Below are 15833 nucleotides of genomic sequence, written 5' to 3'. Positions count from 1 at the left end.
GTTCAGCGCCGAGCAGGTTTATGCGATCGCCGAGATGCTGCGCCGCTTTAAGGGCGGGGCGGCAGTGGTGATGGGGGCATTGTCGCCCGCCACGCGCAATGCCCAGGTGGCGATGTTCCAGCGCGGCGAGGTCGATTACCTTGTCGCCACCGACGCCATCGGCATGGGCCTCAACATGGACGTCACCCATGTTGCCTTCGCCGGCCTCGACAAATTCGACGGCCACCGCGACCGGCGGCTGACAATCCCCGAAATGGCGCAGATCGCCGGTCGCGCCGGTCGGCACCAGAAGGACGGGACGTTCGGCACCCTTGGGCTTGGCGGTGACAATGGCCCGGCGTTCAGCGAGGCCGAGATCGCCGCGATCGAGGATCATCGCTTCCGCTCGCTGGACCATTTGTACTGGCGCAGTTCCGAGCTCGATTTCACCGATACCGGAGCGTTGATCGCCAGCCTGGAGGCCAAGAGCGACGACCCCTTATTGCGCTCGGCCCCGCTGGCGATCGACCTTGCCGTACTCAAGATGCTGGCCGAGGATCCGGCGATTGCGGCGCGGCGGGGGATAGCCGCGCGGCGACTGTGGGCGACCTGCGGCCTGCCAGATTTCCGCAAGGTCGGCCCAATGCACCACGCGCGAATGGTACGGCGCTTGTACAGCTACATCGGCGAAGGCGGGCATATCCCGCACGAATGGTTCGCCGCCGAGGTCGCGCGGCTCGACAATGTGAATGGCGATATCGAGGCGCTGGCCGACCGGCTCGCCGGGGTGCGCAGCTGGGCCTACATCGCGCAAAGATCGGACTGGCTGAAGGACCCGCCCAAATGGGCCGAGCGGACCCGGCAGGTCGAGGGGCGATTGTCCGATTCGCTCCACGCCGCCTTGACCCAGCGCTTCGTTGATCGCCGCACCGCCGTGCTGATCCGCGATATTGGTGCACGAGGGGCCGATGCCTTGCCAATCACCGTCGCCGCCGATGGCGAAGTCAGTGTCGGCCCTGAGCCGATCGGGCATCTCGCGGGGTTCGACTTCACCGTCGATCCGTCCGCGCGCCACGCCGACAAACGGATGCTGCTGGCGGCGGCCGAACGGCGGCTGGGCGATGAGCTCGACCGGCGCGCAAAGGCGTTGCTCGACGCGCCCGACGCTGCGTTTCATCTAATGGTCGAGGACAATGGCGGGCTGGCGATCGGGTGGGAGACTTATGTGCTCGCCCGCCTCGCCACCGGCCGCTCGTTGATCGAACCCGCCGTGCGCACCGTCCGCGCGCTCGACCGCCTGTCGGCCCCGCGCCGCGCCGAGCTTCGAGTGCGGCTAGAACGCTGGATCGAGGCCGAGCTCGACCGCCATGTCGGCGCGCTGAAACAGCTCGCCCGCGCCGCGTCGGACAAACAGGTTACCCCCGGGGTGCGTGCACTGGCGGCGATGATGACCGACGCCGGCGGACTGCTCCCGCGCCGCGCCATCGCCGGGCAGATTGCAGCGCTCGACAAGGCCGACCGCCAGTCGCTCCACCGCCACCACCTCAGGCTCGGTGCGCTCGATTTGTTCGTCCCCGCCTTGCTCAAGCCCAATGCGGTTCGCTGGCGCGCGGCGTTGCTCGCGATTCGTGGTGGTCAACCGATGCCGCGCCTGCCCAACCCCGGCGCGGCGACACTCGACGGAATCGCCGATCCGCGCGGGGCGGGCCTTGCTTATCGCCGCTTCGGCACGACCTGGCTGCGCGTCGACCTGGCCGACCGAATCGCTGCCCACGCTTATGCCGCGCGCCAGTCGGGTGCAGCTGACCTGATCGATCCAGCGCTGGTTACCAGCCTTGGCCTGGATCCGCCCACGGTGACCAAATTGATGGCCGAAATCGGTTTCATTCCGGCCGGCAGCGCCTGGAAGTGGCGCGGCACCCGACCCGCCCGCCGCTACCTTCCCGCCGAACCCCTGCGCCCCGGCAACGCCTTCGCCGCGCTGGCCGATCTCAAGCAGCGCTAGCTTGCGGATCGATCGCTTCCTGCACTGCATCCGGCTGGTCAAAAGCCGCACCTTGGCGCAGAGCCTGGTCGAGGCGGGGCACATCCGCATCGACGGCAAGCGCGCCCTCAAGCCGAGCGAGCCGGTCAAGCTCGGCAGCATCATCGCGCTACCCCTTCGCGGCGATGTCAGGATCATCGAGGTGATCGCCCATCCCGACCGCCGCGGCCCACCGTCGGAAGCGCGCTGCGCCTATCGGGAGATTGACGTTACCGGCGCGCCGACTTAGCCACTGGGCAAATCTTAGGGAGCTTGTTCGACCATGACTTATGTCGTCACCGACGCCTGTATCAAATGCAAATATATGGATTGCGTCGAGGTGTGCCCGGTCGACTGCTTCTACGAGGGCGAGAATATGCTCGTCATCAACCCTAACGAATGCATCGATTGCGGGGTATGCGAGCCCGAATGCCCGGCCGAGGCGATCCTCCCCGATACCGAGAACGGTCAGGAAAAATGGCTCGAGCTCAACACGTCGATGTCCGCCAACTGGCCCAACATCACGCGCAAGAAGGACAGTCCCGCCGACGCCGACGAGCATAAGGGCGAGGAGGGCAAGTTTGACAAATATTTCTCTCCCGATCCGGGCGAAGGCGACTGATCGCCAGCGTCGGCGCGCCGATCGATCGGCGGCTTGGCCTAAAAGCTGATTTGGGTTAAGCCCTCTATTGTTCAACAGGGGAAAACTTATGCTTCGCACCGCCACGGCGCTTATCGCGCTTATCGCCGCCATGCCAGCGCTCGCCCAGACTGCGGCCGATCCCACTTTGCCCAATCCCAACGATCAGTCGGACACCTTCACCATCGCCGCCGGCGGTGCCCTGGTTCCCGATTACGAAGGGTCGAACGATTATGAGTTCACCCCGTTCGGGGCGATCCGCGGGCGCGTCAGCGGGATGAGCTTCTTCAGCCGCGGCACCTATCTCTACCTCGACGTCGTCCGCCGCCCGACCAGCGGGATCGATTTCGATGCCGGGCCGATCGTCGGTGTACGGCGCGAGCGCATCAACCATACCAAGGATGATTTCGTCGACGCCTTGCCCAATCGCAAGACCGCGTTCGAGGTCGGCGGCTTCGCCGGGGTGACCTTCCACGGGCTGACCAACCCGTATGACGCGCTGAGCATCCGCCTCGATGTCGTCCACGACATTGGCAATGCGCATGAATCGACGATCGTCACTCCCAACATCGACTTTGGCACGCCCTTGTCGAAGCGGACCTATATCGGGGCGTCGCTGTCGGCCGATTTCGTCAGCAACCGCTATGCCGATTATTATTACGGAATTTCCCCGGCCGAGGGATTTATCGCGGGCCTTCCGGCCGACAATCCACATGGCGGAATGAAGAATTGGAAGCTCAGCACGCTGATCAACCAGTCGATCACCGGTGACCTGACCCACGGCCTGTCGATCTTCGGCGCGGGTAGTTACAGCCGGATCGTCGGCAGCATCGCCGACTCGCCGATCGTCGACGACCGCGGCTCGCGGTCGCAATGGCAGGCCGCGCTGGGGCTGGCCTACACCTTCTAAGGTCGACCATGACCGGACAGCGAACAGGACGACACCGCCGAGGTGCCGCCCTTGTTGAAGCCGTGACTGACACCGGCGGTGAACACCATATTGTCGCCGATTATCGCGCCGAGCATCAACGCGCCGGCATAAGCCCCGTCATAGGTCGCCCGCGTCAGGCGCCGCACGATTTGATACCTTCCCGAGTCGGCCATTCATGCCTGCGCAACATCGCCGCAGTCATGGAGCGATGCTATTCCCCACGGCGGCAAGCAGTGGCAAACTTGCGGAAATGTTGATTTACTTTAGGGAGCGCTGCGTGATCATTCGAACCGTCATTTCCGCTGCGATGCTTGCTGTTTCGCTCGGCAGCGCGGCGACCGCGCAAGGCAATGACAACGTCCCGCGTGCGACCTACATCACGACCATGGACCAGGAGTTCGGCAAGATGGATGCCGACAAGAATGGCAAGGTCACCCGCGCCGAGATCGAGGTTTTCGACCGTGCGCTGGCGCTTGCCAATGCGCGAGCCCGGGCGCAGGCGACCTTTACCCAGCTCGACGTCGACAAGAATGGCCAGATCAGCCCGACCGAATTCATGAAATTGGTCACCGGCACCGCGCCCGCCGATGGCCGGCCATTGATCGCCAAACTCGACGGCAACAAGGATGGCACGATCAGCCTGATCGAACATCGCGGCGGCAAGCTTGGCTATTTCGACCAGATCGACACCGACAAAGACGGCGTCGTCACCGTGGCTGAAATGAAAGCCGCCGGCGTCGTCCGATAATCAATCAATCAATCTTTTTTCGGAGAAATAATGTGTCCACTCGTTTCGCAATGATCCTGATGCTCAGTTCGGCCCCGCTGGCCCCGCTCGCCGCACAGGCCGCCCCCGCCGCCAATGCGCCACAACCGATCCCGCGCACGGCGTTTATGCAACGCGTCGATTCGGTGTTCGTCGCGGCCGACGCCAACAAGGACGGGTTTGCCGACCGCGTCGAGCTGGAAGCGGTCCAGGTAAGGGAATTCAACGCCCAGAAGTCGATCGTGCTCAAGCAACGCGAGGCCTTGTTCAAGCGGCTCGACAAGGACAATAATGGCGCATTGACCCTGGCCGAATTCAACGCCCCGGTCAGCGGCGCGCCGGTCAAGACCGATACCGCCGCCGTTCTCGGCCGGTTCGATACCAACAAGGATGGCAAGGTCAGCCTGGCCGAGAATCGCGCCCCCGCCATGTCGCAATTTGATCGCGCCGACGGCAATAAAGATGGCGTGCTGAGCGTCGCCGAACAGAAAGCGGCCGGCGCCCGACGCTAGAGGCTGTTTCAGTCAAACATTCGCCGATTTGAAAAACGGGCCGGGAGAGCGATCGTCCGGCCCTTTTTTGCGCTATTTCTTGTCTTTGTCGTCGCCCGCGCCGCGGCGGATCGCTTCGGCGATATTCTCGCGTTGTTGGGCGGCGGTGCGGTTATTCTCGCGCTGGGTGTAGAAACCCGTCAGCGCGCCCTTGTCGAACCGCGAGAAACCGCGCGGGGTAAGTGCGCCACCACCGCGGGGCTCGAACAGCGACAGGATCGATCCCGGATCGCGGGTCCCGGCGTCGACCTTGACGTCGAGCAGCAAATGCATCGTCGCCAGGTCGGCCAGTTGGCGAAGCGACTTGCCGATGGTCTGCTGCCGGTCGATCACCACGAACCCGGTCAGCATGTCCTCGCGGATGGTGGAATAGAGCCGGCTGGCCGAAGCCTGGCGGACGATCTTGGCGTCGGTGGGGACGCTTCCGCCCGCGCTCCCGGCAGTCATCGACCCCATGCTAGCCAGTTCCTGCCCGTCGCGGTCGCGGGTGTCGGTCACATGCCAGCTCGACACCGCGCGCGGGGCGGCGGTGAATTGGGCCAGTTCGCGCGGGGTCATGGTGAAGAATCCAGGCTCGGCCTCGGCCAGTGCCTTGATCAGTTCCAATGGCTGGTCGATGAAGATCACCACCGCATTCACGGTGCATTTGCGGCCGGCCTCGTTGCGGGCGACCTTGCCGCCAACCGCGACGATATTGGCGCGGATCATCCGGGTCATCACGGCAGTCCAGTCGCGCGGCATGCCAGCGACCAATGGGCAGACATCTTCCTCGAACCGCGCCAATTGCTCGGCCCCGCCCGACGGTTTGATCAGCTGGCGAAGCGCCTGCGCGAGCTCCTTCTTGCGGCCCTGGACGATGATCGCATCGTCGTTGTTCTGCGCCCCGGAAGGGGCAGCGGTCGATGCGCGTACCCCGATCTGGGCACCAACCGGGGTGGCGAGGGTCACCGCGGCGATCAAGGCGGACAGGCAAACTCGGGTCATGGCAAAACTCCCCTGTGGAAGGCCATTGATACGCCGCCAGCGGGTCCGCGTCGCCCGGATTTCGACCAATCGACAGAAGCCGTGCAATGGCCTAGACGAACGCCATCCCCGGGGGAGCGCTCGGGTTCCCATCAAACTAATATTTTGATGGGTTCCTTGGACGGCGCTTGAGAGGCTTGCACGAGCAAGCGACCCGTCGAACCTGATCCGGCTGACACCGGCGTAGGAAGGGAAGCGCGCGCCGCGTCCCTTCCGTATTGGAGAAGAGACTCATGGCCGATATCGATCCCCGCATTACCGCAGCACCGACGGTGACCACCGGCCCGATCCGGGGATCACGCAAGATCCATGTTGGTCCGTTGAAGGTGGCGATGCGCGCCATCGATCTCGAAGCGTCGGCGGGTGAGCCTCCACTCAACGTCTACGATCCGTCGGGCCCCTACACCGACCCGGCGATCACGATCGACATCAACGCCGGCCTCGCCGAGCTGCGCCGCGACTGGATCCGCGGGCGCGGCGATGTCGAGGAAATTGCCGCGAGAGAGTCCCGCCCCGAAGACAATGGCCAGCTCGGCCCGGACCGGTCGGGCGGGGTCGCCCCCTTCCCCAACGTCCGAAGACGCGTGCTTCGCGCCAAGGCCGGCGCCAACGTCAGCCAGATGCATTACGCCCGCCGCGGCATCATCACCCCCGAAATGGAATATGTCGCGACGCGCGAGAATATCGGGCGCGAGATGCTGCGCGACTATGTCCGCGATGGCGAGAGCTTCGGCGCCGCCATCCCCGATTTTGTCACGCCCGAATTCGTCCGCTCCGAAATCGCCCGCGGCCGCGCGATCATCCCCAACAACATCAACCATCCCGAATCCGAACCAATGGCGATCGGCCGCAACTTCCTGGTCAAGATCAACGCCAACATCGGCAACTCCGCCGTCGCGTCCGACGTCGCGGCCGAGGTCGACAAGATGGTCTGGTCGATCCGCTGGGGCGCGGACACCGTCATGGACTTGTCCACCGGCCGCAATATCCACGACACGCGCGAGTGGATCATCCGCAATTCGCCCGTGCCGATCGGCACCGTCCCCATTTATCAGGCGCTCGAGAAGGTCGGCGGCGTGGCCGAGGACCTCACCTGGGAAGTCTATCGCGACACCTTGATCGAACAGGCCGAGCAGGGCGTCGATTACTTCACCATCCACGCCGGGGTGCGCCTGCCCTACGTCCCGATGACCGCTAAGCGGGTCACCGGGATCGTGTCGCGCGGCGGATCGATCATGGCCAAATGGTGCCTCGCGCATCACCAGGAGAGCTTCCTCTACGAGCGGTTCGACGAAATCACCGAGATTATGAAGGCCTATGACATTGCCTACAGCCTCGGCGACGGCCTGCGCCCCGGCAGCATCGCCGACGCCAATGACGAGGCGCAATTCGCCGAGCTTTACACATTGGGCGAGCTGACCAAGCGCGCCTGGGCGAGCGATGTGCAGGTCATGATCGAAGGGCCGGGCCATGTCCCGATGCACAAGATAAAGGAGAATATGGAGAAGCAGCTCGCGGTGTGCGGCGAAGCGCCGTTCTACACCTTGGGGCCGCTGACGACCGACATCGCGCCCGGATATGACCATATCACCAGCGGCATCGGCGCGGCGATGATCGGTTGGTATGGCACCGCGATGCTTTGCTACGTCACGCCGAAGGAGCATCTCGGCCTGCCCGACCGCGACGACGTCAAGGTCGGGGTGGTGACGTACAAGCTCGCCGCCCACGCCGCCGATCTCGCCAAGGGCCACCCCGCCGCGAAACTGCGCGACGATGCGCTCAGCCGCGCCCGCTTCGACTTCCGCTGGCGCGACCAGTTCAACCTGTCGCTCGACCCCGACACCGCCGAACAATATCACGACCAGACACTGCCGGCGGAGGGCGCCAAGTCGGCCCACTTCTGCAGCATGTGCGGCCCGAAGTTCTGCAGCATGAAGATCAGCCAAGAGGTCAGGGATTTCGCGGCGAAGCAGAATGCCCCGATCGAGCAATCGATCGCGGTCGAGGAAGCCGAAGCCGGCATGGCCCAGATGTCCCAGCGCTACCGCGACGGCGGCAACGAGCTGTACATCGGCGCCGGCGGGCGCGAGCACGACTGATGGCCGACCTCTATCTCAAATCGCTCGAATCCGAACGCCGGACCTTGTGGGCGACCTGCCGCCTCAAGGGCCTGCCCAGCGTCTCGGCCGAGCGTCAGCGGATCGCCGAACTCGACCGCCAGATCGCCGCACATCTGGCCAAGAAGCCGGCGCCAAAGACGAGTACAACCGAATAACCCCCGCCGCATCGCGCCCATGACTAAAGTGTTCAACCGCGTACAGCCAAAGGACCAGCCGCCATGCCCGTCACCGTCATCGCCGAATTCCACGCTGCCCCGGGTAAGCTCGACGAGCTGACCGCCACGCTCAAGGCGGTGCTGCCCGACACCCGCGCCTATGACGGCTGCCTCGGCCTCGACTCGTGGCTCGATCCTGCCCGCGACACGATCATCCTGACCGAACAATGGGTCAGCCACGATCATTACGATCGCTACCTCGCCTGGCGCAGCGAGACCGGGGTGCTCGCTGCGGCGGCGGGGCTGCTCGAGGGCGGCGCGGCGGGCTTCGTCCCCCGCAAATGCGTCGCGGCGGGGGTTTAGCAAGCGGCGCTCCCCGCCCCCTCTGCCACCCCTCGCGGTTCGCCCCACCCCACATTTGCCCCGCGCCCGCGCGCCGCTTACGCTCCGTCGCTAGACCAGCCAGGAGGTGCCCCATGCGAGTCGCTTATGATCAGCCGCCGGGTGAGGCGATGCCCAATCTCGCCAGCCGTTACGCGCCCGACCTGCTTGCCGCCGCCGGGGCGTTTTCGGTCGCCACCTACCGCCACTCGATCCTGCCGCGGCGCTTGTTCGAGGCGGCTCGGATCGCGATTGCCGCGATCAATGGCTGCACCGTGTGCCGCGACTGGCGCACCGGGCGCGATTCCTATCTGCTCGGAATAAGCGCGGGCGAGGGGACGGCGGGCACCGACCCCGACGAGGATTTCTATCGCGCGGTGTTGGCCGACGATTTTTCAGTCCTCGATCCGCGCGAGGCGATCGCGGTGCGCTTTGTCCAGCGGATGAGCAACGACCCGCAAGGCCTCGCCGCCGATGAGCCATTATGGACCGAGCTCAAGGCCGCGCTCAGCGACGCCGAGATCGTCGACCTGACCTATTGCGCCGCCGGCTGGATCGGCTTCGGCCGCGCCACGCATGTGTTGGGGGTGGATGCGGCGTGCGCGCTGCCGGGGTTGGCTGAGGGGGCGAGTGTTACGGGATAGGGTGGGGGTGGCGGGGTGGGACCCCGGTAAGCCAGCAGTCGTCCGCCCACACACCCGCTCCCGCCGCGCCCATCCCGCCGCCTATCCTGAAAAGGGGCCGAGCGCAGCAGAGACCTGTCTGGGCCTACAAACAATTCGCCGGAATTCGGCTAGGTGCGATCCGTCCCAACCGGCACCAATTTATCTACCAGCGCTCTCAAGTCCTTGAGCGTCGTGTGCCCTGCGACGACCTCATGATAGCCAATGCCGGCCTTGCGTAATGCTTCCTTCTTGACCGCGTCCCGAGCTGCCGCGTCGGTCAAATAATGACCACCACCCTGATATTCGATCGCGTGCCGTGCGTTGCAATCGCCGTCGACTAACAGCAGGTCGACCCGCTTTGAATTGACACACGCGTAGGCGACCTTGTCCTTGGTCCGCAGGATCTCGCCCAGGCTGACTTGCGCCATGACCTGCCAATCCGGATGGCGCGCGATTACCAGCCGGTCGAGCTCCTTGAATAGCCTCACCTCGCTATTGTTGAGCAGCGGTTGGACCCCAAAGTCTGCACCGATCACAATTCGCAGTTGATCGGCGGAATCGAGTGTCTTGGCCGTAACCGGATTGACCTTCTGCGACCACGGCCCGGTCGCGGCGTCCCCGCCACGGCCCTTCGTGCGCCATCGATCCTTGTTTCTCGCCCGCCACGTGTCGCGGCGCTGGCGCGCGAGGAACCGTTCAATCGCAATCCCAGCTATCCCGCCGACAAGCAGCAGGAGAAACAAGGAAACGGGCTTGTCGAGCAAGGCGAGAATCTCGGGCGGCATTAAGGTAATTTAGCGCGTTGGGTGAGCCGAGTCGTTAACAGGCCCCCGTGCCAGCCTTACCAGCGCCTCGTCGAGCGCCTGGAGGAAGCGGCTTTTGTCGGCTTTAGTGAATGCCGCCGGGCCGCCGATCTGGTCGCCGCCGGCGCGCAAATCGGCCATGATCGCGCGGTTCGCGATCGCGCTGCCGATGCTGGCGGTGGTGAACATCTTGCCATTGCCGCCGATCACCGTCGCCCCGGCCTTGAGGCAGCGGTCGGCGAGCAGGATGTCGGCGGTGATCACCACGTCGCGCGAGGTGGCGGCCTCGGCGATCCAGTCGTCGGCGGCGTCGAACGCATCGCTTACCACTATCCGCTCGATCAAGGGATGATCGGGGATCCGCATCCGGGCGTTGGACACAATCCTAACCGGCACCGCGTGGCGAAACGCGACGCGGTACACCTCGTCCTTGACCGGGCAGGCATCCGCATCGACCAGGATGCGGATGGGGCTGAGCGGTGCTTCGCTCACCCTAGTCGAACAATTCCTCGAGGAAGCCCTTGCGGCGCTTGTACGGCTTTTGGCCATAGCCCTGCCCGCCATAAGGCTGCTGCGGCTGGCCCCACGGTTGCTGCTGCTGGTGCGGCGGCGGCGCATGCTGCTGCGGAGCTGACGGGGGCACGGCTGCCTGGGGCGCCGGGGCGCTGTCGGCGGCGTTGCGTTCGATGATCTTGTCGAGCTCGCCGCGATCGAGCCAAACCCCGCGGCAGGTTGGGCAATAGTCGATCTCGATCCCCGAGCGCTCGCTCATCACGAGCGTGGCGCCGTCGTTGGGGCAGGCCATCGGGCCGGAGGCATGGGACATAATGAGCGTCTCCTGTGGTGCGGGTCATCCAACATGGGATCGGCGGCGGCCGACGCAAGGGCCGCCGCGATCATTCGACCGCTCAACCAGCGCGGCTCAGTTCTTCAAATTCTCCAGCCCGCTCGATCCGGTCTTGGTCGACGGATTGGCGGCAATGGTCTTCTTTTTCTCGGCTTTCGGCTTGCGCGCTTCCTTGCTCGATTTCATCTGTCCCTTGGCCATATGCTCGCTCCTCATCTGCCGGGCGAAATGCCCTTGGTGCCAAGCCTATCGCGTTTCCGGCGCGCGGCCAAGACGACACCGCCGCCCCTCTTGCGAAGGACGGCGGTGCGGACTGGTACTGGCCTGCATCAGGCAGGCTCGCGGGAAGCTTATGCCGGCTGGAAGCGGCGGTTGAAGCCCATGCCCAGCGCGGGCGCCGTGCGAGTCGGCTGGTCGTCGCGGACGATCCGCTTGGGCAAGCCGGCCATCGGCGAGACCGGAACCGCGGTCCCGGCGGCCACCGCACGTTCGCGCTGGTCGAAGAAAGCGGCGCGCGACAAGCGCTTCTTGAGCGAGTTTGACGGATTGTCCGGCGTCGGCCCGCGCTTGGCGGCCTCGATCCGGCTCAGTCCGGTCGGTGCTGCCACTGGCGCCGCGACCGACGGCTTGTCACCCCAGGCAAAGGCCGAGATCGGCGCAGTGGCGATTGGCGCTTCAGCAACAAATTCCGGCTCGACCATCTTCTCTTCGACAACGACATCGTCATCGCGGCGGCGGCGACGCATCGCAAATCCTGCTCCGGCAAGCGCGAGAATGCCAAGCCCGGCAGCACCGGCAATCGGCAACATGTCGTTGCTGGTCATCGAGTCGACCGGCGCAATCGGTGCGGCGAGGACTGGCTCGGGCAACGGCGCAACCATCGCCGGATCGGCGGGGGCCTCAACCGGAGCCGGCGTTGCAGCGACCGGGGCTGCGATCGGCGTGACCGGCGCAGGGCGAGCGATGGTGCGAACCGGCGCAGTGCTGCGGGTTGCAGCGGTGGCTGGCCGGGTTGCCTTGGCGGTCCGCGTCGTGGCGGGGGCCACTGGCGCGGGGGCCAGCGTGTCGGCGGTTGCTTCCGGCGCGGGGGCTGGTTCGCTGGGCAGCGGGGCGTCAGCGACGATCGGCGCAGTTTCAGCAGCGACCGGTGTGGCGTCTTGCGCCAGCGCGGGGGTGGTAAAGAAGGCAGTGGCTGCGGCAATCGCGGCGAGGCCCGAACGATTTTTCAAGTGCATGTTCATCATGACCAACCAACCGGCCAGCCTCGATTGTGGTGCCTTCGTTTCCGATGAATCGAGGCGGATCCTGCGTTGAAGCGCTCAAATCAGGGGCTGTTAACGATGCTCCGAGTGACTTTTGGGGAAGAGTTGTTTGGCATTGGCCATCGTTGCCGCCATCATCGCCGGATAGGTTACGGTGATGTCGAAGCGGCGGCCATCGAGCGTCGAATCCACCGCTTCCTTCATCGTCACCAGATACATGTTCTTGAGCCCGGGAAGTTGCTTGAAGCGACCTTCGACGTCGCCATACTTGCCTTCGTTCGAGCCCTCGATCTCGACATTGACGCGGGTCCTGGCCTCGCCTTCGGGTTCGATCGTGGCGATGACTTTCATCACATTGCTGCCATTGGCCTTGATTTTCCACACGATCCTGGCCGGATCGGAGGAATCGATGATCGCGTCGGTATCGGCGCTGCTGCCGAAGACGTACATCGGCATTTCAACCGTGCGCAGCAGGTCGCGGACCTGGTCGAGCGGGCGGTCATAGACTTCGCCCTTCCCGCAAGCGGCAAGCAGCAATGTGGCAAGGCAAATCGAGCCGACCCGATCGAAACGCATGACAATCACTCCCCGCAGATCCCGGGGAAGGTAGCGTCGAACTGGTTAAAAAACCGCGACCGCGACCGCGATCAGCGCTTCAGCGCCCGCACGGCGGCGAGCGACTTGGTGACATGGTCCTTCCAGTCCATTTCGCTGTGGACCATTACGATCCGCCCGTCCTTGGCAATGACATAGCTGGTGCGGTTGGACAGGCCGACGACCGGGATCGCGACGTCATAGGCCTTGATCACCTTCTTATCGGCGGTCGCCACCGGAAAGGCGTTGCGGCAGGCTTCGACCGAGAATTTCTTGAGCGTCTCGAGATTGTCGGCACTCATCCCGATCACCCGTGCACCGGCCTTGGTGAAATCGGGGATTGCCACGCTGAACGCATGCGCCTCGAGCGTGCAGCCCGAAGTGAACGCCTTGGGATAAAAATACAGCACCACCGGGCCGTGGCGAAGCTGTTCGCTGAGGTCGAGTTTGAACGGTTTGCCGCCAATTGCGCCAATGGTCACGAAATTGGGCGCGCGTGCGCCGGGCTTGAGGGCGGCGGAAACAGGAGCGGCGACAAGCGCCAGGGTGAGTGCAGTCAGCAGCTTGCGCATGGTCGAACTTCCTTCGCGGTGAAGGATGGCAGACTAGCGTGCGCTGGCGTGAAGCGCCATGCCCCCGACGCGGCGGCCGTGAACCCAGCTTTTGCCTTGGCCGATGGTCAGCACCGGGGTGAACAAGCGGTTGCCCTGCGCCGACATTGGAACACCAAGGCGATCGTCAAGCATGGTGAAGCCGGCCGGGGTGCGGGCCAGCAACACGATATGCGCGCCGACCGGTTTCTGCCGACCGATGCTGATGTACAGATCGCGCGGATCGAATCCGGCGGCCTTGAGCACCTGCATCTCGACGATCGCAATATCTTCACTGTCGCCTGTGCCGCGGGCCAAGGTTTCGCCGGCATTGGACCAGAAGTCGGCAACCCGCATATTGTCGAGATCGTGCGACCATTTGACCCGGCGGAGCACTTCGCTCTGAACTGCGGCAAGTTGCGCGGCAGGATCAAGGCCGCGCACCATGTCGGCAATCGCCAGCACGCTGGCATCGTGCTTATCGGCGAGCGACACGCGGCGGAAGCGTGCGTCGTAGAAAGTAACCCCGGCGCCAACCGCTGCAGTGCCGAATACGTCGGGGCTGACAGGTGGGTTGGAAATGTAAGGCCGCGCTGCATAGTCGCGCAGGCGATTGAAGCGGTCGGGTGTAGAGGCCGCGCCGATCACGGTCTGGGCATGGATTGGGCTGACGAGGGCACAACAGGCCGAAAACGCGCAGCTAATCGCGAGCAAGACGCGGCGTGGCCTGGAAAATGTCATCTTGGCTCCCTGAGTTTCCCCTCAAGACGCCAAGGCTGGCCGCGCGTTCCCGTTAACGGAATAGGTTAACGTCGGTGTGCATTTTTTAAGCGATGGGTTGTTGCAAACCCGCAACTATCGACGCTGTTGGCCAATTAGCGCGTGGTCGAGCCGATGATCCAGACCAGCGACATCAAACCGACCACCAGCAACAAGGAGATACCGAGCACATAGCGGACGACATGCGGCTGCGATCCGCCACTGGCCTCGGTCTCGGTGACATGAACCTCGTCGCCCTGCCGCTCCATAACCATCTCCCTCAATCAGCCGATCGTTGGTCGATCATAACCGGCTTCCGGTCAGTCGGGTAGGGGCGATCCGGCTAGCGATCGGCGGCGAGCCAGCCGGTAAGGATATACAGCAGGATGACGACTGGGCCGGTGATGAGCGTCCCCACAATCAGCGCGAGGCGGAAAATCAGCACATCGATGCCCGTCCAGTCGGCGAGACCCGAGGCGACGCCCATGACCTTGCCCTGCTGGGGATTGAGAATGAAACGTCCGTTCATTGGAAAGTCCTTGGGTTGGAAAGGCGGTGGTTAGACGAGCGGCAACGGGCCGACGGCGGCGCTGACGAACAGCATGGCGCAGACGAAAGCGCCCGCGAACGAGACGGCGGCCTGGCGAACCGGAACGAGTGACATCAACATTTGACTTCTCCCTTTTTGACACCCGCGATGGGTGATGCATCAATCAATGCAGGGAGCGTGCCAATTGAAGAATGTGCAATGAAAACAGTGGAACACGGGACAATCTGGTAGATTGCGCCAGCGATATCACACCACAAATTGGTATAATTTGCTAAGCCGGGTCGTCGGGGAAGGCCGATCGCTCGGGATAACGCGGGCTGAGTGTACGGAAGAAAGCGAAGGCCGGGGCCATGTCGCGATCATAGTTCCCGGTCGGATGAATCACGGGACCAAAGATACCGCGCTTGTTCGGATAATCGGGGCCAGCGCAGATGATCGGCACCTTTGCCTTCAGAGCGATCTGGTAGAAGCCGGTTTTCCACTTGGTGGTGCGCGAACGGGTTCCTTCGGCGGCGACGATGAGCAGGAAGTCGTCACTTGCGGCGATCTGGTCGACAATCTGGCTGACGGTATCCTGCGGAATGCCGCGATTGACCGGAACCCCGCCGAGGGCGCGCATGAATCGTCCGACGGCCCCTTTGAACAGACTGCTCTTGCCGATAAACCGGGCTTGGCGCCCGACCGCATTGACGGTGCCCAGGAACACCGGAAAGTCCCAATTGCTGGTGTGTGGCGCACCCATGATGATCAGTTTGCGATCCGGCGGAATGGTGCCGATCGCTTTCCAGCCGGTGCGGACATACCATTGCAGGAGCAGCCAGAGCACGACCCGCGCGGGCCGGCTCATTACCGGCAAGTCGCCTGGTCTAATCAAATCCCGCATCGCGATGCCGAATGCGCCGCATGGAACATCGTGTCCAGTGCTGGAGAAGGGTGCGGCCTTAAGCGGCCGTAGCGTCAACCGGATTGCGCGGCGCTGTTTTCGCCGATGCCGGATGCGCACTCGACTTTTGGCATTGCGCCATCAGCATTGGGAAATCGAGATCGGCATTGGCGTCGAGTGCGCCATTGCGCGCCGCAGCGCATTGCGCCGCACTTTCGTAACGCGGAGCGAGGGTGGCAACCGTCTGGCATGACGCGCCGCCATCGGCACAGCCGAGGATTGCAATGACATAACCGATCGGACCCATTTCA

The 15833-nt window shown here is 64.1% G+C and carries 24 protein-coding genes and 1 riboswitch; of the genes, 10 read left to right on the top strand and 14 right to left on the bottom strand.

The window, feature by feature from the left end; translation table 11 throughout:
- The 4 genes from RMN73_RS05530 to RMN73_RS05515 all read left to right on the top strand — a co-directional run.
- On the top strand, positions 1–1984 hold a 1984-nt coding region (locus RMN73_RS05530; RefSeq protein ID WP_309602308.1), incomplete at its 5' end, for a helicase-related protein.
- A gap of 1 nt (position 1985) precedes the next feature.
- Positions 1986–2252: a S4 domain-containing protein gene (locus tag RMN73_RS05525; RefSeq protein WP_309602307.1), complete on the top strand. Its 267-nt coding sequence runs from the start codon at positions 1986–1988 to the stop codon at positions 2250–2252.
- A 33-nt stretch (positions 2253–2285) separates the two neighbouring features.
- On the top strand, positions 2286–2624 hold the full coding sequence (gene fdxA, locus RMN73_RS05520) for a ferredoxin FdxA (RefSeq protein ID WP_309602306.1): 339 nt from the start codon (positions 2286–2288) through the stop codon (positions 2622–2624).
- A gap of 88 nt (positions 2625–2712) precedes the next feature.
- A complete protein-coding gene (locus RMN73_RS05515; RefSeq protein WP_309602305.1) occupies positions 2713–3552 on the top strand; it encodes a MipA/OmpV family protein in 840 nt (279 codons plus the stop codon).
- Here the strand turns inward: RMN73_RS05515 and RMN73_RS05510 are convergent.
- Positions 3549–3719 carry a hypothetical protein gene (locus RMN73_RS05510; protein WP_309602304.1) on the bottom strand — a complete coding sequence of 57 codons (171 nt, stop codon included), beginning with the start codon at positions 3717–3719 and terminating at the stop codon, positions 3549–3551. The genes RMN73_RS05515 and RMN73_RS05510 overlap by 4 nt on opposite strands.
- Before the next feature lie 131 nt (positions 3720–3850).
- Here RMN73_RS05510 and RMN73_RS05505 point away from each other — a divergent pair, with 131 nt between their 5' ends.
- Together RMN73_RS05505 and RMN73_RS05500 are read left to right on the top strand one after the other, a co-directional pair.
- Positions 3851–4321: an EF-hand domain-containing protein gene (locus RMN73_RS05505; protein ID WP_309602303.1), complete on the top strand. Its 471-nt coding sequence runs from the start codon at positions 3851–3853 to the stop codon at positions 4319–4321.
- A 32-nt stretch (positions 4322–4353) separates the two neighbouring features.
- Positions 4354–4851, top strand: coding sequence for an EF-hand domain-containing protein (locus tag RMN73_RS05500; protein ID WP_309602302.1), 498 nt, complete (start codon positions 4354–4356; stop codon positions 4849–4851).
- A 72-nt stretch (positions 4852–4923) separates the two neighbouring features.
- Here RMN73_RS05500 and RMN73_RS05495 read toward each other — a convergent pair whose 3' ends face one another.
- Positions 4924–5874 carry a hypothetical protein gene (locus RMN73_RS05495; RefSeq protein ID WP_309602301.1) on the bottom strand — a complete coding sequence of 317 codons (951 nt, stop codon included), beginning with the start codon at positions 5872–5874 and terminating at the stop codon, positions 4924–4926.
- A gap of 105 nt (positions 5875–5979) precedes the next feature.
- Positions 5980–6107, top strand: a riboswitch (TPP riboswitch).
- Between the two features lie 39 nt (positions 6108–6146).
- Here RMN73_RS05495 and thiC point away from each other — a divergent pair.
- The 4 genes from thiC (at position 6147) to RMN73_RS05475 (ending at position 9213) form a co-directional block, all read left to right on the top strand.
- Complete coding sequence (gene thiC / locus RMN73_RS05490) at positions 6147–8012, top strand: phosphomethylpyrimidine synthase ThiC (RefSeq protein WP_309602300.1); 1866 nt, start codon at positions 6147–6149, stop codon at positions 8010–8012.
- Positions 8012–8188, top strand: a complete 177-nt coding sequence (locus tag RMN73_RS05485) for a hypothetical protein (protein WP_309602299.1) — start codon at positions 8012–8014, stop codon at positions 8186–8188. Before thiC ends, RMN73_RS05485 begins: the two co-directional genes overlap by 1 nt.
- Before the next feature lie 63 nt (positions 8189–8251).
- Positions 8252–8551 carry an antibiotic biosynthesis monooxygenase gene (locus tag RMN73_RS05480; RefSeq protein WP_309602298.1) on the top strand — a complete coding sequence of 100 codons (300 nt, stop codon included), beginning with the start codon at positions 8252–8254 and terminating at the stop codon, positions 8549–8551.
- Positions 8552–8664: 113 nt separating this feature from the next.
- A complete protein-coding gene (locus RMN73_RS05475; protein WP_309602297.1) occupies positions 8665–9213 on the top strand; it encodes a carboxymuconolactone decarboxylase family protein in 549 nt (182 codons plus the stop codon).
- 149 nt (positions 9214–9362) lie between these two features.
- Here the strand turns inward: RMN73_RS05475 and RMN73_RS05470 are convergent, their stop codons facing one another.
- The 12 genes from RMN73_RS05470 to RMN73_RS05415 form a co-directional block, all read right to left on the bottom strand.
- The gene (locus RMN73_RS05470; protein ID WP_309602296.1) at positions 9363–10019 is read right to left on the bottom strand and encodes a DUF2726 domain-containing protein; all 657 of its coding nucleotides are present in this window, start codon (positions 10017–10019) and stop codon (positions 9363–9365) included.
- A gap of 9 nt (positions 10020–10028) precedes the next feature.
- Positions 10029–10505, bottom strand: coding sequence for a YaiI/YqxD family protein (locus RMN73_RS05465; protein WP_309602321.1), 477 nt, complete (start codon positions 10503–10505; stop codon positions 10029–10031).
- 25 nt (positions 10506–10530) lie between these two features.
- Positions 10531–10863 (bottom strand): zf-TFIIB domain-containing protein, encoded by a 333-nt coding sequence (locus RMN73_RS05460; RefSeq protein WP_309602295.1) that lies wholly within the window; start codon positions 10861–10863, stop codon positions 10531–10533.
- A gap of 96 nt (positions 10864–10959) precedes the next feature.
- A complete protein-coding gene (locus RMN73_RS05455; RefSeq protein ID WP_309602294.1) occupies positions 10960–11085 on the bottom strand; it encodes a hypothetical protein in 126 nt (41 codons plus the stop codon).
- Positions 11086–11234: 149 nt separating this feature from the next.
- Positions 11235–12113: a hypothetical protein gene (locus RMN73_RS05450; RefSeq protein ID WP_309602293.1), complete on the bottom strand. Its 879-nt coding sequence runs from the start codon at positions 12111–12113 to the stop codon at positions 11235–11237.
- Positions 12114–12218: 105 nt separating this feature from the next.
- Positions 12219–12722 (bottom strand): hypothetical protein, encoded by a 504-nt coding sequence (locus RMN73_RS05445; protein WP_309602292.1) that lies wholly within the window; start codon positions 12720–12722, stop codon positions 12219–12221.
- Between the two features lie 71 nt (positions 12723–12793).
- Positions 12794–13312 (bottom strand): peroxiredoxin, encoded by a 519-nt coding sequence (locus RMN73_RS05440; RefSeq protein WP_309602291.1) that lies wholly within the window; start codon positions 13310–13312, stop codon positions 12794–12796.
- A gap of 33 nt (positions 13313–13345) precedes the next feature.
- A complete protein-coding gene (locus tag RMN73_RS05435) occupies positions 13346–14071 on the bottom strand; it encodes a transglutaminase-like cysteine peptidase (protein WP_309602290.1) in 726 nt (241 codons plus the stop codon).
- Between the two features lie 134 nt (positions 14072–14205).
- Positions 14206–14358, bottom strand: coding sequence for a hypothetical protein (locus RMN73_RS05430; protein ID WP_309602289.1), 153 nt, complete (start codon positions 14356–14358; stop codon positions 14206–14208).
- A 74-nt stretch (positions 14359–14432) separates the two neighbouring features.
- Positions 14433–14618 (bottom strand): PspC domain-containing protein, encoded by a 186-nt coding sequence (locus RMN73_RS05425; protein ID WP_309602288.1) that lies wholly within the window; start codon positions 14616–14618, stop codon positions 14433–14435.
- A 292-nt stretch (positions 14619–14910) separates the two neighbouring features.
- Complete coding sequence (locus RMN73_RS05420) at positions 14911–15486, bottom strand: 1-acyl-sn-glycerol-3-phosphate acyltransferase (protein ID WP_309602287.1); 576 nt, start codon at positions 15484–15486, stop codon at positions 14911–14913.
- Between the two features lie 94 nt (positions 15487–15580).
- The gene (locus RMN73_RS05415) at positions 15581–15829 is read right to left on the bottom strand and encodes a hypothetical protein (RefSeq protein WP_309602286.1); all 249 of its coding nucleotides are present in this window, start codon (positions 15827–15829) and stop codon (positions 15581–15583) included.
- Between the last annotated feature and the right edge of the window lie 4 nt (positions 15830–15833).

This window comes from Sphingomonas sp., assembly GCF_031372575.1.
Taxonomy (GTDB): Bacteria; Pseudomonadota; Alphaproteobacteria; order Sphingomonadales; family Sphingomonadaceae; genus Sphingomicrobium.
This window is presented reverse-complemented; position numbering and strand designations above follow the sequence as displayed.

Coding starts and splice junctions, on each gene's coding strand:
- fdxA (WP_309602306.1), top strand. CDS start 2,286: ATGACTTATGTCGTCACCGACGCCTGTATCAAATGCAAATATATGGAT.
- RMN73_RS05515 (WP_309602305.1), top strand. CDS start 2,713: ATGCTTCGCACCGCCACGGCGCTTATCGCGCTTATCGCCGCCATGCCA.
- RMN73_RS05495 (WP_309602301.1), bottom strand. CDS start 5,874: ATGACCCGAGTTTGCCTGTCCGCCTTGATCGCCGCGGTGACCCTCGCC.
- thiC (WP_309602300.1), top strand. CDS start 6,147: ATGGCCGATATCGATCCCCGCATTACCGCAGCACCGACGGTGACCACC.
- RMN73_RS05485 (WP_309602299.1), top strand. CDS start 8,012: ATGGCCGACCTCTATCTCAAATCGCTCGAATCCGAACGCCGGACCTTG.
- RMN73_RS05480 (WP_309602298.1), top strand. CDS start 8,252: ATGCCCGTCACCGTCATCGCCGAATTCCACGCTGCCCCGGGTAAGCTC.
- RMN73_RS05475 (WP_309602297.1), top strand. CDS start 8,665: ATGCGAGTCGCTTATGATCAGCCGCCGGGTGAGGCGATGCCCAATCTC.
- RMN73_RS05470 (WP_309602296.1), bottom strand. CDS start 10,019: ATGCCGCCCGAGATTCTCGCCTTGCTCGACAAGCCCGTTTCCTTGTTT.
- RMN73_RS05460 (WP_309602295.1), bottom strand. CDS start 10,863: ATGTCCCATGCCTCCGGCCCGATGGCCTGCCCCAACGACGGCGCCACG.
- RMN73_RS05455 (WP_309602294.1), bottom strand. CDS start 11,085: ATGGCCAAGGGACAGATGAAATCGAGCAAGGAAGCGCGCAAGCCGAAA.
- RMN73_RS05445 (WP_309602292.1), bottom strand. CDS start 12,722: ATGCGTTTCGATCGGGTCGGCTCGATTTGCCTTGCCACATTGCTGCTT.
- RMN73_RS05440 (WP_309602291.1), bottom strand. CDS start 13,312: ATGCGCAAGCTGCTGACTGCACTCACCCTGGCGCTTGTCGCCGCTCCT.
- RMN73_RS05435 (WP_309602290.1), bottom strand. CDS start 14,071: ATGACATTTTCCAGGCCACGCCGCGTCTTGCTCGCGATTAGCTGCGCG.
- RMN73_RS05430 (WP_309602289.1), bottom strand. CDS start 14,358: ATGGAGCGGCAGGGCGACGAGGTTCATGTCACCGAGACCGAGGCCAGT.
- RMN73_RS05425 (WP_309602288.1), bottom strand. CDS start 14,618: ATGAACGGACGTTTCATTCTCAATCCCCAGCAGGGCAAGGTCATGGGC.
- RMN73_RS05420 (WP_309602287.1), bottom strand. CDS start 15,486: ATGAGCCGGCCCGCGCGGGTCGTGCTCTGGCTGCTCCTGCAATGGTAT.
- RMN73_RS05415 (WP_309602286.1), bottom strand. CDS start 15,829: ATGGGTCCGATCGGTTATGTCATTGCAATCCTCGGCTGTGCCGATGGC.